Source organism: Pseudoalteromonas sp. 23_GOM-1509m, from assembly GCF_000518425.1.
Lineage (GTDB): Bacteria > Pseudomonadota > Gammaproteobacteria > Enterobacterales > Alteromonadaceae > Pseudoalteromonas > Pseudoalteromonas tetraodonis.
Map to the genome: position 1 here is coordinate 77,175 of NZ_JADO01000015.1, position 22,892 is coordinate 100,066.

Annotated in this window: 20 protein-coding genes; 11 read left to right on the forward strand and 9 right to left on the reverse strand. The window is 40.2% G+C overall.

Features of this window, described 5'->3' with window-relative positions; translation table 11 throughout:
• Nucleotides 1-65 precede the first annotated feature (65 nt).
• Complete coding sequence (gene lrp, locus N523_RS0106960; protein ID WP_008110073.1) at nucleotides 66-545, reverse strand: leucine-responsive transcriptional regulator Lrp; 480 nt, start codon at nucleotides 543-545, stop codon at nucleotides 66-68.
• Nucleotides 546-684: 139 nt separating this feature from the next.
• Here lrp and ald point away from each other — a divergent pair, with 139 nt between their 5' ends.
• Nucleotides 685-1,806 (forward strand): alanine dehydrogenase, encoded by a 1,122-nt coding sequence (gene ald / locus N523_RS0106965; protein ID WP_013464758.1) that lies wholly within the window; start codon nucleotides 685-687, stop codon nucleotides 1,804-1,806.
• A gap of 118 nt (nucleotides 1,807-1,924) precedes the next feature.
• Here the strand turns inward: ald and pssA are convergent, their stop codons facing one another.
• Entirely contained in the window at nucleotides 1,925-3,250 is a 1,326-nt protein-coding gene (gene pssA / locus N523_RS0106970; RefSeq protein WP_028835872.1) for a CDP-diacylglycerol--serine O-phosphatidyltransferase, read from the reverse strand.
• A gap of 276 nt (nucleotides 3,251-3,526) precedes the next feature.
• On the opposite strand from pssA, the gene trxB reads away from it, so the two are divergent.
• The 5 genes from trxB (at nucleotide 3,527) to infA (ending at nucleotide 9,520) form a co-directional block, all read left to right on the forward strand.
• Entirely contained in the window at nucleotides 3,527-4,477 is a 951-nt protein-coding gene (gene trxB / locus N523_RS0106975; RefSeq protein ID WP_008110078.1) for a thioredoxin-disulfide reductase, read from the forward strand.
• 326 nt (nucleotides 4,478-4,803) lie between these two features.
• The gene (locus N523_RS0106980) at nucleotides 4,804-7,617 is read left to right on the forward strand and encodes a bifunctional aconitate hydratase 2/2-methylisocitrate dehydratase (RefSeq protein WP_028835873.1); all 2,814 of its coding nucleotides are present in this window, start codon (nucleotides 4,804-4,806) and stop codon (nucleotides 7,615-7,617) included.
• A gap of 180 nt (nucleotides 7,618-7,797) precedes the next feature.
• Nucleotides 7,798-8,514, forward strand: a complete 717-nt coding sequence (gene aat / locus N523_RS0106985) for a leucyl/phenylalanyl-tRNA--protein transferase (protein ID WP_028835874.1) — start codon at nucleotides 7,798-7,800, stop codon at nucleotides 8,512-8,514.
• Nucleotides 8,507-9,211, forward strand: a complete 705-nt coding sequence (locus N523_RS0106990; RefSeq protein ID WP_028835875.1) for an arginyltransferase — start codon at nucleotides 8,507-8,509, stop codon at nucleotides 9,209-9,211. The genes aat and N523_RS0106990 overlap by 8 nt, the downstream gene beginning before the upstream one ends.
• Before the next feature lie 90 nt (nucleotides 9,212-9,301).
• Nucleotides 9,302-9,520 carry a translation initiation factor IF-1 gene (gene infA / locus N523_RS0106995; RefSeq protein WP_002962494.1) on the forward strand — a complete coding sequence of 73 codons (219 nt, stop codon included), beginning with the start codon at nucleotides 9,302-9,304 and terminating at the stop codon, nucleotides 9,518-9,520.
• A gap of 201 nt (nucleotides 9,521-9,721) precedes the next feature.
• On the opposite strand, the gene clpA is transcribed toward infA, so the two are convergent.
• Together clpA and clpS are read right to left on the reverse strand one after the other, a co-directional pair.
• Entirely contained in the window at nucleotides 9,722-11,983 is a 2,262-nt protein-coding gene (clpA, locus tag N523_RS0107005) for an ATP-dependent Clp protease ATP-binding subunit ClpA (protein WP_016899877.1), read from the reverse strand.
• Between the two features lie 68 nt (nucleotides 11,984-12,051).
• Nucleotides 12,052-12,360, reverse strand: a complete 309-nt coding sequence (gene clpS / locus N523_RS0107010; RefSeq protein WP_008110102.1) for an ATP-dependent Clp protease adapter ClpS — start codon at nucleotides 12,358-12,360, stop codon at nucleotides 12,052-12,054.
• Nucleotides 12,361-12,569: 209 nt separating this feature from the next.
• On the opposite strand from clpS, the gene cspD reads away from it, so the two are divergent.
• On the forward strand, nucleotides 12,570-12,788 hold the full coding sequence (cspD, locus tag N523_RS0107015) for a cold shock domain-containing protein CspD (protein WP_013464751.1): 219 nt from the start codon (nucleotides 12,570-12,572) through the stop codon (nucleotides 12,786-12,788).
• A gap of 453 nt (nucleotides 12,789-13,241) precedes the next feature.
• On the forward strand, nucleotides 13,242-15,464 hold the full coding sequence (locus tag N523_RS0107020; RefSeq protein WP_028835876.1) for an NADP-dependent isocitrate dehydrogenase: 2,223 nt from the start codon (nucleotides 13,242-13,244) through the stop codon (nucleotides 15,462-15,464).
• 157 nt (nucleotides 15,465-15,621) lie between these two features.
• On the opposite strand, the gene N523_RS0107025 is transcribed toward N523_RS0107020, so the two are convergent.
• The 3 genes from N523_RS0107025 to N523_RS0107035 all read right to left on the reverse strand — a co-directional run bounded on the left by N523_RS0107025 (nucleotide 15,622) and on the right by N523_RS0107035 (nucleotide 19,144).
• A complete protein-coding gene (locus N523_RS0107025) occupies nucleotides 15,622-16,863 on the reverse strand; it encodes an amidohydrolase family protein (protein ID WP_028835877.1) in 1,242 nt (413 codons plus the stop codon).
• Between the two features lie 12 nt (nucleotides 16,864-16,875).
• Complete coding sequence (locus tag N523_RS0107030; RefSeq protein WP_016899875.1) at nucleotides 16,876-18,258, reverse strand: amidohydrolase; 1,383 nt, start codon at nucleotides 18,256-18,258, stop codon at nucleotides 16,876-16,878.
• 100 nt (nucleotides 18,259-18,358) lie between these two features.
• Nucleotides 18,359-19,144 (reverse strand): hypothetical protein, encoded by a 786-nt coding sequence (locus N523_RS0107035; protein ID WP_028835878.1) that lies wholly within the window; start codon nucleotides 19,142-19,144, stop codon nucleotides 18,359-18,361.
• Between the two features lie 443 nt (nucleotides 19,145-19,587).
• Here N523_RS0107035 and N523_RS0107040 point away from each other — a divergent pair, with 443 nt between their 5' ends.
• Complete coding sequence (locus N523_RS0107040; RefSeq protein WP_028835879.1) at nucleotides 19,588-19,950, forward strand: DUF3718 domain-containing protein; 363 nt, start codon at nucleotides 19,588-19,590, stop codon at nucleotides 19,948-19,950.
• Between the two features lie 97 nt (nucleotides 19,951-20,047).
• Here the strand turns inward: N523_RS0107040 and N523_RS0107045 are convergent, their stop codons facing one another.
• Nucleotides 20,048-20,740 (reverse strand): hypothetical protein, encoded by a 693-nt coding sequence (locus tag N523_RS0107045; protein ID WP_028835880.1) that lies wholly within the window; start codon nucleotides 20,738-20,740, stop codon nucleotides 20,048-20,050.
• A gap of 122 nt (nucleotides 20,741-20,862) precedes the next feature.
• Here N523_RS0107045 and N523_RS0107050 point away from each other — a divergent pair, with 122 nt between their 5' ends.
• Together N523_RS0107050 and N523_RS0107055 are read left to right on the forward strand one after the other, a co-directional pair.
• On the forward strand, nucleotides 20,863-21,732 hold the full coding sequence (locus tag N523_RS0107050) for a fructosamine kinase family protein (RefSeq protein WP_028835881.1): 870 nt from the start codon (nucleotides 20,863-20,865) through the stop codon (nucleotides 21,730-21,732).
• A gap of 213 nt (nucleotides 21,733-21,945) precedes the next feature.
• On the forward strand, nucleotides 21,946-22,149 hold the full coding sequence (locus N523_RS0107055; RefSeq protein WP_008464077.1) for a CPXCG motif-containing cysteine-rich protein: 204 nt from the start codon (nucleotides 21,946-21,948) through the stop codon (nucleotides 22,147-22,149).
• Here N523_RS0107055 and N523_RS0107060 read toward each other — a convergent pair.
• Entirely contained in the window at nucleotides 22,146-22,772 is a 627-nt protein-coding gene (locus tag N523_RS0107060) for a riboflavin synthase (RefSeq protein WP_028835882.1), read from the reverse strand. The two genes, N523_RS0107055 and N523_RS0107060, sit on opposite strands and share 4 nt — an antisense overlap.
• Between the last annotated feature and the right edge of the window lie 120 nt (nucleotides 22,773-22,892).

Sequence of the window (22,892 nt, forward strand, 5' to 3'; positions counted from 1 at the left end):
ACACTTATTAAAAAAGCAAAGTTGGCTGCAACAACAAAAGTATATTAAAGGCTGTTACTCTATCATTAAGCAACAAAAGGACGGATCACCACGCCCTCTTCACCTTTTACTTCTTCCATGACTACATAAGTGCGGCTTTCACTCACATTAGGCAGTTTTAATAATATATCACCGAGCACGCCTCGGTATTCTGACATATCGTTAACCCGGGTTTTTAATAAAAAGTCGAAATTACCCGAAACCAAATGACATTCTATAATTTCTTCGTGCTTTCTAACAGCGGCACTGAACTCTTCAAATACGTCGGGCGATGTTTTGGTAATGGTTACTTCCACATACACAGAAAGCCCTTGACCAAGCTTGGCAGGGTCAACCACAGCTTTGTAGCCTAAAATATACCCTTCTCGTTCGAGCTTTTTCACTCGCTCTAGACAGGGCGTGGCGCTTAGGCCAACTCGTCGGGCCAGTTCAACATTTGACAGGCGGCCATCGAGTTGTAATTCGACTAAAATCTTGCGATCAATACGGTCTAATAAGTTATGCATAGCTTTTTAGTTTTTTATTCTAACAAAATCGATTTAATAGATACTAACACTACAAAGACCTTAAAAAAAGGTGAGACACACTACCCTAGCATGAATATAATAGTGAAAAATTTTTATCCCGTTCTAACAAGGCAAAATTATGATTATTGGTGTACCTAAAGAAATTAAAAACCATGAGTACCGTGTAGGTATGGTTCCTGCGAGTGTTCGCGAACTTGTAAATCACGGTCACCAAGTGATTGTTGAAACTAACGCTGGTATGGGCATTGGTTTTACAGATGATGATTATGTTCAAGCAGGTGCTGAAATTTTAGAAACAGCTGCTGACGTTTTTGCAAAAGCAGAAATGATCATCAAGGTAAAAGAGCCACAAGCTGTTGAACGTGCAATGTTACGTGAAGACCAAATTCTTTTCACTTACCTTCACCTTGCACCGGATCTTCCACAAACTGAAGACCTTGTTAAAAGTAAAGCAATCTGTATTGCTTATGAAACAGTGACTGACGCACGCGGCGGTTTACCACTATTGGCACCAATGAGTGAAGTAGCGGGTCGTATGTCTATTCAAGCAGGTGCACAAGCGCTAGAAAAAGCAAACCACGGTCGTGGTATGTTACTAGGTGGTGTACCAGGTGTTGAGCCAGCTAAAGTTGTTGTTATTGGCGGCGGCATGGTTGGTCGTAGCGCTGCACAAATGGCGGTTGGCTTAGGTGCTGAGGTTGTTGTACTTGACCGTAACATCGACGTACTACGTGCACTAGACGCACAGTTTGGTAACAAAGTTAAAGCTATTTACTCAACAGCTGACGCGCTTGAAAAGCACGTACTAGAAGCTGACCTAGTAATTGGTGGCGTGCTTATCCCAGGTGCTGCTGCACCTAAACTAGTGACTGCTGAACACATTAAAGCAATGAAGCCAGGTGCTGCTATTGTTGATGTTGCGATTGACCAAGGTGGTTGTATTGCAACCTCTAAAGCAACTACGCACGCTGATCCTACTTTCATCGTTGATGAAGTTGTTCACTACTGTGTTGCTAACATGCCTGGTGCTGTTCCACGTACATCTACGTTTGCACTTAATAATGCAACATTACCGTTCATCATTAACCTTGCAAACAAAGGTTACAAAAAAGCACTACTAGATGACGCTCACTTCTTAAAAGGCTTAAACGTAATTAAAGGCCAAGTAACTTACAAAGAAGTAGCTGAAGCGTTCAACATGGAATATGTTGACCCACGCACTGCAGTAGAAAACGCGTAACTATTATTGTTACCGCTTATACCTAAGTCATTATTTAGGTATAAGCATTAAAAAAGCAGCTAATTAGCTGCTTTTTTTGTATCTAAATTTTAGGGTCTGTGGTCAACAGACCCTCGTATTATATAAATCGTTTAATAATAAAATCGACTTTTACGCGCTTAGCTTGACCAAGCAGTTTTTTCACCGGTTGCGGGTAATCGTCCATGGTTTCTAAATCATTTGGACCGGTTAAACGACGACAATGCTTTAAAATTTCTTGGCGTTCATTATCAATGTCGCGCATTATCGTTTGCTCAGGATCTTCTATCAGGATGCCATTTTCGATATCGAGCCCCCACGCGCGCGGATTTAGGTTATGCCCACTGAGTAAATGTACTTTGCGGTCGCAGCAAATCCCTTTTAGATGGAACGAGTTACTCTCGTGTTTCCAAAGGTATACGTTTAGGTTGCCATTATCTATGTGGCGTTTTTGCGATTTTACAAACTTGTGCAAAATAGTTTCGTATAAATAAGGCAGTGCACCAATTTTACTAAATGGCTCGCTAGGTGGCAGATAAAAATCGTTTGCGGTTTTATCGCCCACCACAATAGTAACCTGCTTACCTTGCTTTAATAAGCGACGTAAAGAGCGCATTAAAGGCGCTGGAAAATTAAAATACGGCGTGTATAACACCAACTCTTGCTCGGTGGTATCAAATAACGCTTTAATTAAGCGATTGAGCTCGTTATTACGACGGCCTAACCCTAAAAATAAACGAATACCCATTGCATGGGTATTAAACTCTTGCGCATTTTTATAACTTGCCGATTTAAGCTCACGCATAAGTTGCTTTTGTTCAAGCTTAAAGTCAGCCATACGTTTAAGCGGTCGTTGATCAATTCTTGGTACCGCTTCAGAACTTAATAAAGTTGATTCGATAAAATCGACTACTGAGTCACATAATTCGCTTTGCGATACTAAAAAGTAGCGATCGAGCCGGTATCGGTCGCTATATTGCAAATACACATTATTTAAACTGGCACCGCTGTAGAGCAGTGTGTCGTCAATAACAAAGCCTTTTAAATGTAACACCCCAAACAGTTCTTTTGCCTTTACGGGGACACCATACACTTGAACGTTTGAATTAAATTTTTCTAAATCGTCGCAATATAAGCTTGCATTGCCCTCTGACTTTTCAGCTCCAATTAAACCGCGTTGCGCACGATGAAAATCCACCAATACTTTTATCTCAAGCGCAGGATTAGCTAACGAAGCACTGTGCAGCGCAGCTAATATTTCACGACCCGCTTCATCATCTTGTAAGTAAAGTGTGGTGATATAAATTCGTTTTTTTGCGTTGGCAATTAAATCTAACAATTGCGTACGGTATTCTTGCGCATTGGTTAAGACGTTAACGTCTTTTGAAGTCAACCCAAATGCGGGTTTCTCTTGCCAAAATAACATAGTTGCCTATTCACTTAGGTCACATAATTAAGCAGTGACAAATCAAAATTAGTTAAAAGATAACAAAAAAAATCAGGCTGGTCATGAATTAACGTCGTTTTATTGGCTAACAGTCTATTTATTAGTCGAGCACTGCTTGTAAGTCATTTGCTAGTACACATTAATGAACAGCTTCGGAATTTGCGAAAAAAAATAATCTCATCTTTTATTTACTTCCTGCTTGTTTTTCTTAGAATCGGGCGCATTAAAACCGTATTAAACGTTTAGGAAAAGATCATGACTGAAGCAAAACATTGTAAGTTACTTATTTTAGGTTCGGGCCCTGCAGGCTATACAGCTGCAGTTTACGCTGCACGTGCTAATTTAAACCCTGTTTTAATTACAGGTATTCAACAAGGTGGTCAGCTAACAACCACTACTGAAGTTGAAAACTGGCCTGGCGATGCACACGGTTTAACCGGCCCTGCATTAATGGATCGTATGAAAGAGCATGCAGAACGCTTTGAAACTGAAATTGTGTTCGACCACATCAACAAAGTTGACGTATCTAAGCGCCCTTTCACACTAACCGGTGACCAAGGTACTTACACCTGTGATGCTTTAATCATTGCAACAGGTGCTTCTGCGAAATATTTAGGCTTAGAGTCTGAGACTAATTTCCAAGGTCGCGGCGTTTCAGCTTGTGCAACCTGTGACGGCTTTTTCTATAAAGGTCAAAAAGTAGCGGTTGTTGGTGGTGGTAATACAGCGGTTGAAGAAGCGTTATACCTGTCTAACATTGCTGATGAAGTTCATGTTATTCACCGTCGTGATAGTTTCCGTAGTGAAAAGATTCTTGCTGACCGCCTTGCTGAAAAAGCAGCGAACGGTAACGTTGTCATGCACTACAACCGTACACTTGATGAAGTGCTTGGTGACCAAATGGGTGTTACCGGCGTTCGCATTAAAGATGTGGCATCAGATGCTACTGAAGAACTTGATTTAGCGGGTGTGTTTATAGCCATCGGCCATAAGCCAAACACCGATATGTTTGAAGGTCAGCTAGAAATGAAAGACGGCTACTTAGTAGTTGAGTCTGGTCTTAACGGTAATGCAACACAAACTAGTGTGCCAGGCGTATTTGCTGCCGGTGATGTGTCTGATCATATCTACCGTCAAGCAATCACTTCTGCGGGTACTGGCTGTATGGCTGCACTTGATGCAGAACGCTTTTTAGATAACCTATAAGTTTTCATAACATATAGTAAGGGCTGAATTTTCAGCCCTTTTTTTGTGGCCAAAAATTATAAAGGCTCATCCAACACCGAAAAGTACTCATTGCAGCCGTATAAACATTCACAAAATTTATACTGAAAATCAATCGTATTTATACAATTAATGGCTTAGGTACGATAGGATCTAAGGGTGAGCAACGAATACCGTCAAATTATATAAGTAAAACTAACTATAATTATCGTCAGGAATAAAAGCTTTATTCATTTAGGCATTACTAGAGACTGTAAAATCAGTTAAAATGCTAAACTTCATATCAAGTAAATTACCGAGAGTTTTCTATGAGTTTGTATACAAAATATATGGAAGAAATCCAAACCCGTAAAACGGAGCTTGGATTAAACCCACAACCAATCGATAGCGCTGATCTAGTTTCTGAGCTAATTAATCAAATTAAAGATACTAACAACGAGCATCGTCAAGATTCACTGCATTTCTTTATCTACAACACACTACCAGGAACAACTAGTGCTGCGGGCGTTAAAGCACAGTTTCTAAAAGAAATCATTCTTGGTGAAGAGCACGTTGCAGAGATCACTCCAGAATTTGCATTTGAACTGCTTTCACACATGAAAGGCGGCCCGTCAATTGAAATGCTAATTGATTTAGCATTTGGTGATGACGCAGCAATCGCAGCACAAGCGGCTGATGTACTTAAAACTCAGGTATTCTTATACGATGCTGATATGGAGCGCATAAAAGCGGCCTACGAAGCAGGTAACGCAATTGCTAAAGAATTACTAGAGAGTTTCTCAAAAGCTGAATTCTTCACAAAACTACCTGACATCGAAGAAAAAATCGAAGTAGTAACTTACATTGCTGGTGAAGGCGACATCTCAACTGATTTACTGTCTCCAGGTAACCAAGCACACTCACGTGCTGACCGTGAATTACACGGTAAGTGTATGATCACTGAAGAAGCACAACAAGAAATCGTTGAACTTCAAAAGAAACACCCTAATGCTAAAGTAATGCTTATTGCTGAAAAAGGCACAATGGGCGTTGGTTCATCTCGTATGTCTGGTGTAAATAACGTTGCACTTTGGGCAGGTAAACAAGCAAGTCCATACGTTCCTTTCATCAACATTGCACCTGTTGTTGCAGGTACTAATGGTATCGCACCAATCTTCTTAACGACGGTTGATGTAACCGGCGGTATTGGTCTTGATCTTAAAAACTGGGTTAAGAAAGTAGATGCAGACGGCAATACTGTAACTGATGAAAATGGCGATGCAGTGCTTGAAGAAGCTTATTCAGTTGCCACAGGTACTGTATTAACAATCAATACAAAAGAGAAAAAGCTTTATAACGGTGATAAAGAACTGGTTGATGTATCATCAGCGTTCACACCGCAAAAAGTTGAATTCATGAAAGCTGGTGGTTCATACGCTGTAGTATTTGGTAAGAAACTACAAACGTTTGCTGCTGAAACGCTCGGCATTGAAACTCCTCTTGTGTATGCACCTTCAAAAGAAATTTCACATGAAGGCCAAGGCTTAACAGCGGTTGAAAAAATCTTTAACCGTAATGCGGTAGGTGTTCTATCTGATACACCACTTCATGCAGGCTCAAACGTTCGCGTTAAAGTGAACATCGTTGGTTCGCAAGATACAACCGGTCCAATGACAGCACAAGAATTAGAAGCGATGGCGGCTTCAACGATTTCACCACTTGTTGATGGTGCTTATCAGTCTGGTTGTCACACTGCATCAGTATGGGATAGCAAAGCGCAAGCAAATATTCCAAAACTAATGGCGTTCATGAATAAGTTTGGTTTGATCACTGCACGTGACCCGAAAGGCGTTTACCATGCAATGACTGACGTAATCCACAAAGTATTGAACGATATTACCATTGATGATCGCGCTATCATCATCGGTGGTGACTCGCATACTCGTATGTCTAAAGGCGTTGCCTTTGGTGCCGATTCAGGTACTGTTGCTGTTGCACTTGCAACCGGTGAATCAGCGATGCCGATTCCTGATTCAGTTAAAGTGACGTTTAAAGGCAAAATGGCTAAGCACATGGATTTCCGCGACGTTGTACATGCAACTCAAGCGCAAATGCTTAAGCAATTTGGTGGCGAAAACGTATTCCAAGGTCGTATCATTGAAGTACATATTGGTACCCTTATGGCTGACCAAGCGTTTACTTTCACTGACTGGACTGCAGAAATGAAAGCGAAAGCGTCAATCTGTATTTCAAATGATGAAACGCTAATTAAGTCAATTGAACTTGCTAAATCACGTATCCAAATCATGATCAACAAAGGTATGGATAACGAAGCGCAAACGCTACAAGGTCTAATCGACTTAGCTGACAAACGTATTGCAGGTATTCAATCTGGTGAAGAGCCAGCACTTTCTCCAGACGACAACGCTAAATACCACGCAGAAGTTGTGGTTGATTTGGACCAAATCGTTGAGCCAATGATTGCCGATCCAGACGTGAACAACGATGATGTTTCTAAGCGTTATACTCACGATGTGATCCGCCCTGTTTCTTTTTACAACGACAAACCTGTTGATTTAGGTTTCGTTGGTTCGTGTATGGTTCACAAAGGCGATATGAAAATTATTGCTCACATGCTGCGTAACCTAGAAAAGAAAAACGGTTCTATCTCATTCAAAGCACCATTAGTTGTTGCGCCACCAACATACAACATTGTTGATGAGCTTAAAGCGGAAGGCGACTGGGATATTCTTGCTAAATACGCAGGTTTTGAATTTGACGATGAAAAACCAAAAACAGCGGCACGTACTAAGTATGAAAATATCCTATACCTAGAACGCCCTGGTTGTAACTTATGTATGGGTAACCAAGAAAAAGCTGAACCTGGTGACACTGTTATCGCAACATCAACTCGTCTGTTCCAAGGCCGTGTAGTAGCCGATACATCTGAGAAAAAAGGTGAGTCACTACTAGGTTCTACGCCGGTTGTAGTACTTTCTACTGTACTTGGTCGTTTCCCGACTATCGAAGAGTATAAGTCTGCGGTTGAAGGTATTGACCTTACCTCGTTTACACCTGTTGAAGAAGCAATGACAACTAAGTTTAACGCAGGACAAGCAGTACCTGTAAAAGTGGTTAGCTAATTCGATTAGTTTACCATTTAATTAAGCGCGTTTTTTAACGCGCTTTTTTTATGTCTAAAATTTACCTAACAGGAATGTAAGCCCTGCTCAACCCTATGGACAACAAAATAATTTGTGGTTTGTGATTTTAAAGCAACAGGTTACACTTTACCTTGACCATGCAGTTATTCAATCGGTGTTATGACTAAACAACTCTATCAACTCGCTCAAAGCCACTTTGCTTTTCCTGATCCCAACCATGCATTAGATGATCCCGATGGTTTACTTGCCATTGGTGGATGCTTATCGGTAGCGCGATTAAAAAATGCCTACAGCCAAGGTATTTTTCCGTGGTTTAGTGAGCACGAGCCAATTATGTGGTGGTCGCCTAGTGAGCGCGGTATTGTTGAGCTCAATGACTTTCATGTTAGTAAAAGCCTACGTAAGCATTTAAAAAAGCACCCGGTCACCGTAACCATAAACCATGCCTTTGAAGAAGTGATAGAAGCATGTCGCGATCAACGTATTGATACCGATGGCACCTGGATCACTCCGCAAATGCAACAGGCGTACATAAAAGCCCATCACCATGGAATTGCTCATAGTTTAGAGGTTTGGCGCGAGGGAGAGCTTGCAGGTGGCTTATATGGCATCATGCAAACCGGTGTTTTTTGTGGTGAATCAATGTTTCATCATCAAACAAATTGCTCCAAACTGGCTATGTGGGCGCTGGTTAATTGGCTTAAACGCCATAATGCGCATTTTATTGATTGCCAATTAGAAAATCCTTATTTAATGTCGTTAGGTGCTAGCGTTATTCCACGTGAAGAATTTTTAACTAAACTTAATAAAGCACAGTGTTACACCCCAGCTGCCAGTATGTGGCAGCCACAGGAGCTAATCGCGATTTATGAATGAACAACTTCCCGCTCGTATTGGCCTAAGCCAACCATTTGAATGCAGTTATTTGCCTAACCGCCAAGAGCAACTGTTGGTCATACTCGATCCAAGTTGTTACAGCAGCAATAAGTTTGAGTCATTATTAGGATTGGGCTTTCGTCGCAGTGGTAACCAAATTTACCGTCCGCACTGCCCTATTTGCAGCGCGTGTAGTTCTGTGCGCGTTTTAGCTGATGAGTTTATGCCGACAAAATCGCAAAAACGTAAACTTAACAAAGCAAAAAACCGCTTTGAGGTAAAATATTCTCAAGTTGAACGGGAACAATACTATCCACTTTACAGTAAATACATTAGCTTGCGCCACCAAGACGGTAGTATGTATCCACCTGATAAATCACAATTTCAAAGCTTTTTGTTTTGTAGTTGGTTAACCATTACTTTTATAGAGCTTTGGGATCAAGATAACTTAGTGGCTGTTGCTGTAACTGATTGTATGGACAACGCTATTTCGGCAATTTATACATTTTTTGACCCTGACTATGAGCACTTTAGTTTAGGCACTGTAATGATATTACAGCAACTTAAATTTGCTAAACTACAACAAAAACAATTTGTTTATTTAGGCTATCAAATAGATGAATGCGACAAAATGAACTATAAAACGCAGTTTTTACCTGCTCAAAAACAGTGCAATGACCAGTGGCTGGCTATTTAATTTACAAAAATAGCCCCTGCGCCTTTACTTATTGGCGTATTTTGGGCAAAATCTGCAGCGTTTAACTATTAAAGAGGTGTTACGCTAAACATGGCGAAAGAAGACGTAATCGAAATGCAAGGGACAGTCCTTGATACTTTACCAAATACAATGTTCCGAGTTGAGCTAGAAAATGGTCACGTAGTTGTGGCTCATATTTCAGGTAAAATGCGCAAAAACTATATCCGTATTTTAACCGGCGATAAAGTAACGGTAGAAATGACTCCTTACGATTTATCGAAAGGTCGTATCGTATTCCGTGCTCGCTAAGTAAGTGCGTAAACGAGATTTAGTTTTTGGCTAGTGCAAACTAGCTTTAAGCGTTTATTAAATGTAATTAATGGATACTCGCCAGTAATTACATTTAATAAACAAAAAACCCAGCCTTTGCTGGGTTTTTTGTTGTCTATTTCTTTGGCAAATAAAAAAGCCTGCATAAAGCAGGCTTTTTAAATTGCTAACTTTTATAGGTTAGGCTGGCGTTAAGTCACTCTCGTAATCAAAACGCAGCTTTTTATCTTTAACCGATACTTTTACTGTACCGCCAGAGATTAGCTCGCCAAACAGTATTTCGTTTGCCAATTGCTTTTTAAGGTCTTCCTGAATAACACGTGCCATAGGGCGTGCGCCCATTGCTTTGTCATAGCCTTTGTCAGCCAACCATTCACGTGCTTTAGACGTCAGCTCAAGATTAACTGATTTCTTGTCTAGTTGCGCTTGAAGCTCCACAACAAACTTATCAACCACTTGTAAAATAACTTCTTTATCGAGGTGATTAAACCAAATAATGTTATCTAAGCGGTTTCTAAATTCTGGTGAAAATACTTTATTAATTTCACCCATTGCATCGTGCGTATGGTCTTGCTCACTAAAGCCAATCGACTTACGTGTGGTTTCTTGCACGCCGGCATTAGTGGTCATCACGACTACGACGTTTCTAAAGTCGGCTTTACGGCCATTATTATCAGTTAGCGTACCGTGATCCATAACTTGCAATAAAATGTTGTAGATATCTGGATGGGCTTTTTCAATCTCATCCAAAAGTACAACAGCGTGTGGATTTTTAATGACCGCTTCTGTTAGTAAGCCGCCTTGTTCAAAACCAACATAACCCGGAGGCGCACCAATTAAACGGCTCACCGCATGGCGCTCAACATATTCAGACATATCAAAACGAATAAACTCAACGCCCATACATTTAGCTAATTGCTTGGTAACCTCAGTTTTACCGACCCCCGTTGGGCCTGCAAATAAGAACGAACCAACCGGTTTGTTCTCATTCGCTAAACCTGAACGCGACAAACGAATGGCAGAAGTTAATGCATCAATAGACTGATCTTGCCCAAACACTAACATTTTTAAGTTACGGTCTAAGTTTTTCAGCGTTTCTTTATCAGATGATGATACATTTTGTGGCGGGATACGCGCCATTTTTGACACAATCAGCTCGATATCAGAAACACCAATCGTTTTTTTACGTTTAGAGGTAGGTAACAAGCGTTGGCTTGCACCCGCTTCATCAATAACATCAATCGCTTTATCAGGCAGATGACGTTCGTTAATGTACTTAGCGCTAAGCTCGGCTGCCGCCTTCAACGCTTTTTGCGTGTAACGAATACCATGGTGTGCTTCATAACGCTCTTTTAAGCCGTTAAGAATTTTAGTGGTGTCTTCCACACTGGGCTCAAGCACATCAATTTTTTGAAAGCGACGTACCAAGGCACGGTCTTTCTCAAAAATATTTTTGTACTCACCATAGGTGGTAGAACCCATACAACGCAATTGTCCACTAGAAAGTAGCGGTTTAATTAAGTTTGAGGCATCCATTACCCCACCCGATGCAGCACCTGCACCGATAATGGTATGAATTTCATCTATAAATAAAATAGAGCCTGGTTTAGCTTGCAGCTCTTTTAATAAGCTTTTAAAGCGCTTCTCAAAATCGCCTCGGTATTTAGTACCTGCAAGCAAAGCGCCCATATCTAATGAGTAAACAACCGCATCAGCAATAACTTCAGGCACTTGTTCGTTAACAATTCGATACGCTAAACCCTCAGCAATAGCGGTTTTACCCACGCCAGCTTCACCAACCAGTAATGGGTTGTTCTTTTTACGACGACACAACACCTGTACAGTGCGTTCTACTTCGCTGTCGCGACCAACTAGAGGGTCAATGTTGCCCTCTTTGGCTTGTATGTTGAGATTAGTGGTGAAGCTGTCGAGCTTACTCGCTTCTTCACTGGCAACTTCTTGCACTTCTTCATGTATATCGTCAGTATCATCGCCTAATTCGTCGTCACCTTTGGCAATCCCATGAGAAATAAAATTAACAATATCAAGGCGAGAAATATCATTCTTTTTAAGTAAATAAACTGCTTGGCTTTCTTGCTCAGAAAAAATAGCCACCAGCACATTTACACCAGTCACTTCATTTTTTCCCGAAGATTGCACATGAAATACCGCGCGCTGTAATACACGCTGAAAACCAAGCGTTGGTTGAGTTTCGCGTTCTTCTTCTAAATCAGGAATAACCGGTGTGGTTTCATCAATAAATTCAAGTAACTCTGTTTTTAATCCAGAAATGTCAACACCACACGCATTAAGCGCTTCTCCAGCTGATGGATTATCGAGTAGAGCTAATAAAAGATGCTCTACGGTCATAAACTCATGACGACGTGTGCGCGCTTCACGAAACGCGGTGTTCAAAGTTAGTTCTAAGTCTTTATTTAGCATTGGCAACCCCTTACAGAGATAATAATTTTATACCGCACTTCAAAGATGAAAGTTCACCTTTGTGGTATTTATTCCTGCTCACAACTACATAGCAGTGGATGCTCGTTATCCCTTGAGTAGCGGTTAACTTGCTCAGCCTTGGTATGTGCTACATCTGCGCTGTAAACACCACAAATGCCCTTACCTTGCTGATGTATTTGCAGCATCACATCAGTTGCTCTATCGCTATCCATATTAAAAAACGTCATCAAGATCTCAATTACAAAATCCATCGGCGTGTAATCATCGTTGTTTAACACAACTTTATATTTTCGCGGTGGCTGCAACTTTTGCTTTTCACTATCGCGAACGGTGTCGATAACACCAGAATCTTTCATACCACTCATAATTAAATATAGTCTTGTCTTTGTAACTCAAGCAAACTTGAATAAAAAAATAAATAAAATGTTAAAAAATAACCCAAAACACTTGACTGGTTGCTTAAATAAACTACAGTCAAATGGTGATTGATTAAACCTTAGTCAGTCTAGCAAACAATACAGTTTAGGATAACTAAATTAGTCAACTTATAGAAGGATGTAGAAGTATGGCTTGTGGTAAAGTCAAATGGTTCAACAACGCCAAAGGTTTTGGTTTCATCGTAGAAGACGGTTGCGAGAACGACATTTTTGCTCATTACTCAACTATTGTAATGGACGGATACAAGACGCTTAAAGCTGGTCAAGATGTTACCTTCGAATTACAACAAGGCCCTAAAGGTCTACACGCTACTAATATAGCCCCTAACGGCGATATTTTAGAGTGATTGTAAATATGAGACTAAAGCGAGCGACCTATTTAGATCCTCGCTTAATTCCCTAAACCCCCTAACCACTTCCATATTAATTGCTTCATTGTTCGTTAATTCAACCCCACTCCTTGATTTTATTTTATCTACCCCAATAATTTCACTATTAGATGTTTAACTGCTGGCGTTTAGCGCGTAATCCTAGCCCTTTTTAGCCAAGCTTGTTACACTCTTTATCCTGTAAAACGTAATTACTTTAGCCTAATGGCTAGTTTAGATTTACATAAATTTTAGTTATAAAAGACACTAGTCCGTCAGGTGTGATTATTCTTACCTTGTTTAGGTTATACGAGTACCAACACCTAACAGACTACTCATTGCATACATTAATACTTTATTTATAAGGTATTAGGCGATGATTTCTTTGCATTGTTGAATTTGGCCAATGCGGCCTACTATCTAGGAATGATGATGACATCAAAAATTATCTATACAAAAACGGACGAAGCTCCGGCATTAGCAACGTATTCGTTGTTACCAATTATCCAAGCGTACACAAATGCGGCAGGTGTTGAAGTTGAAACACGCGACATCTCACTCGCTGGTCGTGTTATTGCGAGCTTCCCGGATTACCTAACAGAAGAACAACGCATTGGTGATGCACTTGCAGAACTTGGCGAAATGGCGAAAACACCAGAAGCTAATATCATTAAATTACCGAACATCAGTGCCTCAGTTCCACAACTTCGCGCTGTAATTAAAGAGCTTCAAGAAAAAGGTTATGCACTTCCAGAATACCCTGTAGAACCTAAAAACGATGAAGAAAAAGCGATTCAAGCCGCCTATGACAAAATTAAAGGCAGTGCAGTAAACCCTGTACTTCGTGAAGGTAACTCTGACCGTCGCGCACCAAGTTCAGTAAAAGAATATGCACGTAATAACCCACATTCTATGGGTGCATGGAGCAAAGATTCACAGTCTTATGTTGCAAGCATGGAAGAAGGTGACTTCTTTGGTTCAGAGCAGTCACTAACTGTTGATGAAGCAACGGATGTTCGTATTGAACACGTAGCGGCTAATGGCGATATCACTGTACTTAAGCAAAGCACACCGCTACTTGCTGGTGAAGTTATTGATGCTTCACGTATTAGTGCTGCAAAATTACAAGCATTCCTTGAAGCTGAAATTAATGCAGCTAAAGAAAAAGGCGTGTTATTTTCGCTTCATATGAAAGCGACCATGATGAAAGTATCTGATCCAATCATCTTTGGTCACGCTGTAAAAGTATTTTACAAAGACGTTTTTGCAAAACACGGTGCACTTTTTGAAGAGCTAGGTGTTGATGTAAATAACGGTTTAGGCGATGTGTACTCTAAAATTCAAACTTTAGATGACGCTAAGCGCGAAGAAATTGAAGCTGACATTCAAGCTGTTTACGCTGACCGCCCTGCTATCGCAATGGTAGATTCTCATCGCGGTATTACAAACTTACACGTACCAAGTAATGTGATCATCGATGCCTCTATGCCTGCTGCAATTCGTTCAAGCGGTCAAATGTGGAATAAAGACGATAAATTACAAGACACAAGCTTTGTAATTCCAGATCGTTGTTACTCTGGCGTTTACCAAGCAACGATTGATTTTTGTAAAGAGCACGGTGCATTTGATCCTACGACTATGGGTAGCGTACCAAACGTTGGCCTTATGGCTCAAAAAGCAGAAGAGTACGGCTCACACGATAAAACATTTGAAGCAAAAGCTGACGGTACTATCCGTGTTGTAGACACAAACGGTAATACGTTACTTGAGCACAGTGTTGAGAAAGGCGATATCTGGCGCATGTGTCAGGTTAAAGATGCACCTATTCAAGATTGGGTTAAACTTGCAGTAAACCGCGCTCGCGCAACAGGTAATCCGGCTATTTTCTGGTTAGATGCAGAACGTGCACACGATGCTGAGCTAATCAAAAAAGTAAATAAATACCTGCCAGATCACGACACTGCTGGCCTAGATATTCAAATTTTATCGCCAATGGATGCAACCTTGTTCTCACTAGCACGCATCAAAGAAGGTAAAGACACAATTTCTGTAACGGGTAACGTGTTACGTGATTACTTAACAGATTTATTCCCAATTTTAGAATTGGGTACCAGTGCTAAAATGCTTTCAATTGTGCCACTAATGAATGGCGGTGGTTTATTTGAAACTGGTGCGGGTGGCTCTGCTCCTAAGCACGTTCAACAATTTGAGAAAGAAAACCACTTACGTTGGGATTCTTTAGGTGAATTCTTAGCACTTGCTGCGTCACTTGAGCACCTAAGCACAACAACAGGTAACAAAAAAGCACAAGTACTTGCAGATACGCTTGATAAAGCTACCGGCACATTCTTAGCTGAAAACAAGTCGCCTTCACGTAAAGTAAAAGAGATTGATAACCGTGGTTCTCATTTCTTCTTATCTTTATTCTGGGCACAAGAACTTGCTAAGCAAAATGATGACAGCGAGCTTAAAGCGCAGTTTACGCAAATTGCTAGCGACCTTGAAACTAACAAAGAGCAAATTGTTAGCGAGCTAAACGATGCACAGGGCCCAGCAATGGACATTGGCGGATACTTCCAGCCAAATGACGATGCAGCTTTTAAAGCAATGCGCCCAAGCACAACATTTAACGAGATTTTATCTAAACTGGTATAAATCCATTAAATGAATGAAAAGGCGCTCCAAAGAGCGCCTTTTTTTTGTGCCTAATACCAATTCGCTTATTTAAGTGGTTTACTTTACGGATTGGTATAAGTAAAAGCTGTTCATAAAAAAGGCCGCTAATGCGGCCTTTAAATTCAACTAAACAAGTTTATTTAGTGTATGCACGTGGCATGTTTGATTCTGTTGTATAGCGCTCACGCAGTTTATCTTGGCGAGATTCAGTACTTACCTCAACCCCATTAATAAACATTTTATTTACGTGGCTGCTCAGCTCAAACGGGTCGTTACTCCACATTACAACATCAGCGGCTTTACCCACTTCTAAGCTACCGGCATTAATACCAAATACATCAGCCACATTTGAAGTCATCGCTTTTAATGCGCCTTGCTGGCTCATACCGTAAGACACTGCATTACCGGCATCATAGCGGAGCTGGTAAACATTATGACTGGCATCGCCACCCACAGTTAAAAGTACTTTAACACCTGCTTTTTCTAGTATGCCGGCATTATTTAGGCTTGCATGTAATGAATCAAAACTGCCTGGTAAGTTATCCATTGCACTGATGATCACAGGAATACCCGCTTTTGCGATACGATCTTTAACTACAACGGCATCTTGCGCACCATTAAGAACAATATTTACCCCAAACTGCTGTTTCACTTTTATAAGTTCAACAATATCCGATGCACGCGACACACTAATTAGTAATGGCATATCGCCTTTTAGTACTTTAGCCATTATTTTATCTTCAGCACTTGGCTTAGCATCGTCTTTTTTAGCTTCTTTGCTTGCTTTGGTTTGGTGCTCATCTAACTTATTGATCAGTGTTTGCAACGTAAATGCACGAGAGCCTTTGCTTCGCTCACCCAAATGAATAACCAACGCTGCTTGTTTTTTAAGTACGCTTTCAAAGCTGCCGCTTAAATCCACCACACTGGCAAGGCCTGCAAATATGCTGTCACCGCCGTACGGGGTGATCAAATCGCGAGTAACACCGCCTTTACGTGCATAAGGGATTAGGCTTGAACGAGGGTTAAATGCCAAGCTTGCATCAAAATCAATACCTGCTTTTTCTTCTCCCGCATCGCGAGAGCCCGCAACCGCACCTACTTCAACTAAACCAAGTTGATTTACAGTGGCAATAAAACCAGGGGTCACGATTTGACCTTTGGCATCAATAATTTTATCTGCTCTAACATCGCTAGGATTAATTGCAGTAATTTTGCCATCATTCATTACGATGCTGGCAGACTCTAATACGCCTTGATCTGAGGATGTATGCAGTGTTGCATTAATTATAGCAAGAGATTGAGCGCTCAGCGCACCCGATGCTAGTAACCCTGCAGCAACCAGAGAAAGCGAAAACGAACGTGATAATTTTTTCATTCTGGGTGCTCCTTATTGTTGACCTAACATAAAATCACTTTGTGCTTGGAATGCGCTATCGTTTCTATCGTAAACTTTTGCGCCATCAACAAACACTTGCTCTGCTTTTGCGTAAACGCTAAATGGGCTTTGATTCCAAATAACCACATCAGCTTGTTTACCTGCTTCAAGTGAGCCTGTTTTATCTTCAATGCCGAGTGATTTAGCGGCATTAGCCGTGATCCACTTAATTGCATGCTGCTCAGAAATATCAAAACCATTTTGGTTTGCACTGTACATTACTTTTGCGGCTTCTTGGTTTAAGCGCTGAATGGTCGTGTCTGAGTCTGAATGCACAACGGCACATGAGTTTTTAACTGCATCAACAATCGCTACGTTCTCTTGTACCATATCGTAGGCTTCCATTTTAAAGCCCCACCAGTCTGGCCAAAGTGCTGCACACGAGCCATTTTCAGCCAGTAAATCTGCGATTTTATAGGCTTCAATACCGTGATGGAATGTACCCGCATGGTAATTAAACTCTTTAGAAAGGTCGATCATCATCGCCATTTCTTCAGCTTTATAACAGTGATTGTGAATACGAACCTCACCTTCTAAAACACCGCGAAGGGTATCGTATTTAATATCGCGGTGTGGAGCTTCTGGGTTTTTACCCGCAGCGTAATCAGCATCGTATTTGTCCCAAGCACGTTTGTACTCTTGAGCGCCAATCCAAGCTGTGCGATAGCCTGCCATATTACCCATACGTGTCATCGGTAATTCACCTTTACGGCCATAAACGCGTTTAGGGTTTTCACCACACGCCATTTTTAAACCGTATGGTGCATCAGGAAACTTCATCCCTTGCATGGTGTGAGCCGGTACATTTTTAAGGGTAACGCCACGTCCACCAAATAAATTAGCTGAACCTGGTAAAATTTGTAACGAGGTAATACCGCCTTCACGTGCGCGATTAAAACCTGGATCTTGTGGCCAAATTGAATGCTCAACCCATACTTCTGCTGTATTTGGGCTAGTCATTTCGTTGCCATCTTGGTGAGACTCAACCGACGGATTTGGATAAGCACCTAAATGAGAGTGAACATCAATAATACCTGGTGTTACCCATTTGCCTTGCGCATCGATAGTGGTGTCTGCGTTAGCGGTTAAATCTTTACCAACTTGCTGTACTTTACCATCAACAAGTAATACATCGGCTTCATCTAAACGCTCACCCGTGCCCGTTAATACAGTGGCATTGGTAATTAATGTGCTTGATGTAGCAACGGGTTGATAAGTACTTGGGTATGGGTTTTTATTAATGGTTACTTTTGCATCTTGCGGGCCGCTTTCTTGGCAACCAACAAGAGCCGCTGCTAAACCAACAGCTAACAATGAGGGAGCAAATTTTTGCATGTTTTTAGGTTCTCCTGTTTTTTTACTACTTTAGCGAAAGCAAACGCATAAAGCTAAAAAAACAGGTGAAAAGGCGGTTATTTAAGGTGAGTTTCTGTAATTATTTTTTTATATAATTGTTATAAAGCTTATCCAGTGCCCCTTCAGTGGTGAGCGATGGATCTTTACTAATAAAGTGTTTAACCGTTCGGGTTACAAAATCCGAATTTTGCTTATGTAATTTTGAAAAATCTTTAATTAATGTATTACCATCTTTTGCGGCGGTGACTTTATCATGACGATGCCTGTATTGGCTCAATGCCTTATTAAAATCGCCTTGATAATCCTCGACTAAAATTTTATAAAAATCACTTTTTTGTACTTTTAATACAGTAATGCAATAGTTAAGCGCTTCTTTAAAGTCGGTAAATATGCTGCCTTCTACATCAAACTCTTTGGTTTTTTCGCGCACCGTAACGCGCGCTTCTTCAGTGGCATAACTAAACCCTGTAAAGGCGAGTCGCTCAGCCGCTTCTTTACCGAGTTTCATGCCCGCTTGAATGCTGTGCGCAAATTCATCGCTCATGTCGCCAAGCTCGCTTTCTTCCCACATGTTGTATACACGTAAGGGCTTGGCGTATTTATTTGATAGTTTCTTTTTAAGCTTACTAAAACGCTCATCAATGGTCATTAAGCGTTCATTATGAAGTAATGCATGGCATTCATAACAAGCCGCAATAGCAACAAAATCTGCTTCTTCGCCTAAATCAATAATACTTTGTAACATGTGCAATGGTGGGCAATGATCGCGCTCTGTTGCCTCACAGCCGCAATAAAAACATTGGTTAAAATGCTGTTGCTCACACGCATAAGCTTGCTGGTAGTAACTGGCTAACGTTTTATTCACAATTGCGCTCCAAAAATATAAAATGCCACAAATTTAGGGCGCGATAATAACAGTCTGAAAAAATATTTCAGTATGAAAACGCTAAAGTGTGTCAAAAATAAATTACTTAACCTGAACTTTGGTTAAGATATTTACTAACATATTGAATTATATTAATAATTTAGTTCGTTTTCTCCAGCTAGAAATTTACAGTGAAAACAAGGCGAATTTTCGCGTCAATAGCGGGCCTATTGCAAGTAAATTCAACGCAGTTAGCGCTGAAAATAGCTGCTTGAGATAGATTTATTATCCATAGTTCAGGTTACTTATGAACAACTTTTCATACACCTACAAAATTGCATAATTTATATACACATCTTCTTACAGCTTGCCCCATTCAATTAACAACATTCTGGCTACATTAAACAATACTTAAGTTGCACATAAACAAAGAGGAAAATACTATGATTTCTTTCAAAGCAACACTATATTCAACTGTATTATTGGGCGCAGCAACATTAACAGCGCCTGTAATGGCAACCACTTTTGTTGCCGCTGATTCATCACCCGGTACACAAGTTTGCATGGCCGTTGCATCTAACAAACAACTGACACTGCACAAAACAATTAAAGAGCTCCATACCAACAAGCATGTAATTGGCAAAAAATTACGCTGCAATGATTTATCAATGAATGATTTTGTAGCGCTTTATGATTTAAACAAATCTGCACGCTTTTTCAATATTGAGGCTACCACCAGCACATCAATAAGGGATTTGGCAAAGGTAAATAAACCGATGGTGGTTATTATGGCGGGATCTAAATAACCCAAATTATAACTAGGAAATCGGTTTTAATACGTTCAATTTACGCGAATCAAACACGTTAAGCAGGGCTTAGTACCTGCTTAACGTGTATTTATTATTAAATAAGCGCTGCCAACAAACCAAACAAGCCACCAAATACCCCACCCCATACAACGAGCCAGCCTAAGTGTTCGCGGATCATAGTTTGAATTATTTCTTTTACCATTTTAGGGGTGAGTTCATCTAGGCGTTCATCCACTAATTTGAGTACTGTATTATGTAAGCTTTCCGCGTTATTTCCTTGAGTAAGCATATCGCTTAGTAGCATTTTAAAATCGTCGGTGCCGCTTATTTGCATCAGTGATAATTGCATTTTTTCGATAAATTTTTCTCGCATTGGCTCTACCGCTTCTGTACCGCCAAACATTGCCAGCATGCTGCCAAATTGTGATTGCTCTATCACCACTAACAAATTATCGAAAGCGGGATTTAAATCTACCTTATCAATTACCGATTCAAAGTCTATCGTTGGCTGCGCCTTGCTTAGAAGCTTGTCTATTTTATGCTCAGAAAAGAACTCCGTAAGTATTAAATTTCTTATAGCTACTTTAAAGCTTTCAAACTTGAGCGCAATCACCCCCGATCCATATAAAAACGGGACTTTTTCAAATAGCATATGAATAGCGAGTAAGTTTGTAACCGCACCAGAGAGTGCAAATAAGCCCACCGAAAGTACAATGGCTTGATCAAATACAAAACCAATAACAACACAACACGCTGCCAATAAGTTAGTGATAAAACTTTTATTCATTTTTATTCCGTTTCAGTGATTTGTATCAGAAATTGATAGTCTTAATTTTACACCGATTAATTTGTTTATTTAATCCCTTTTTGCCATAGTTTATTTATAGGTTTAAAAGGTGAGCAATTGTTATGTGGAAAACAATCAATCAACAGATCAGCCAAGCTATCCATTACGATTTTAAACACACCCATAAACGTCAGTTGCAAAACACATCAACCGATAAGCTTTTCCATATAAGTGATGGCAAGCACAATTATTTAGTTAAAATTGCGCAAAAGAATGAGCTCGATCGCTTTGAAGCACAAGCACAGGGCTTAAAACAACTCACTCAAAACAGTATATTTATGGTGCCCGACTGCATTACAACTGGCGCCAATATAGAATATGCGTTTATTGTATTAGAGTGGCTTACACTTGATGACCTTCCCCACACGCATTGGTCAACGATGGGTGAACACCTTGCCATGTTACATCAAAAACACGAGCAAGCGATGTTTGGTTTTGATACAGACAATTATTTAAGCTCTACGCCTCAACCAAATCAATGGCATAAAAAATGGGATGTATTTTTTGCAGAAGAACGTATTGGTTGGCAATTACAGCTATTAGCTGAAAAAGACATTGTGCTGGCAGACCCCGAACAACTGATAAATTTAGTAAAAGAGCAACTGCATAATCATCATGTTTTGCCCTCGTTATTACATGGCGACTTTTGGCGCGGAAACATGGGATTTGTAAATAATATTCCGACCCTATTTGACCCTGCCTGCTATTACGGTGATCGGGAGGTCGATATTGCTATGAGTGAGCTTTTTGCCCCATTACCCGATGAATTTTATAGCGCTTATGATCACCGTTACCCTCTCGCTCAGAATTACCAACATCGCAAGCTTATTTATCAGCTTTACCCTATTTTAAACCATGCCAATATTTATGCAGGCCATTACTTAAATCAGGCTAAAGAACACGTTGAAAAACTACTAAACTTAAATAAATGAGTAAACAAAATATAAGCACTATACTTATACTTGAACTCTAAAAAATAAATCTATTCAAGCGTTATTTTTAGGGCTAATTGCATTGAATTTATTTGTAATAAATCAATGTTGATAGCTCAATATGAGTAAATCATTTAGTCAGAGTTCAAGCTACTTAGTATTAAGCCGTTATGTGCTATCTAGGTAAAATAACTTAATTTTTAAGGGGGTGTTATGAAAGACTTTTTATCACAACGTATCGCCTGCCCACATTGTGGACACCATATTCATTTAGACCTTGATGCCAGTATGGGCGACCAAGACTACTATGAAGAATGCAGTGCTTGCTGTAATCTAATTCATTTAAATATGCATATAGACTATGCACGTAATAAGTTAGAGTTACACGTGGACAGCGATGACGAACAAATATTTTAGCTATGTTGGCGCATGTAGTTTTCGACGGTGTTTATAATAGTGTATGTTTGCTGATCAACTTCTATATTAAATTCATCACCTACAACGGCTGCACCTAAATTAGTAATATCGAGTGTTTCTGGTATTAAGTGTAACCAAAAGCCATGCTCATCAATATTGCCAACCGTTAAACTGGCGCCATTAATAGATACAAACCCTTTGTATAAAACATATTTTTGCCATTTTTTTGGAAGGCTAAGCTGCATTTTGTAGTTATTTTCTAGTTTAACTATTTGCACTATTTTGGCAGTACAATGAATATGACCAGAGACTATGTGCCCACCCAGCTCAGTACCAAACGACACAGAACGCTCGTAATTGACTAAACTACCCAATTCCAGTTGTCCAAGGTTAGTAAGCTGCAAAGTTTCGTCAATAACATCAAAATGCACTTGAGCCACTACATCTTGATTACTAAGCTCTACTTTAACTACCGTCAAGCAGCAACCATTTATAGCGATGCTAGCACCTAAGTCTAAATGCTTTACGTATTGCTCATTAACAGAAACGACTAAACGTAATACACCCTGCGTATGGGTTCTAGAGACTACTGTTGCTTGAGTTTGAATAATACCGGTAAACATAAAAATCGCTTCTCTTTCTAACAAAGTGCTAGTTTAACGTATCAATCGCTAAAATAATTCACTTAATAGCACTTTTATTCGCAACAAAAGTAAGCTTATGCAGCAATTTAATAGATTCGC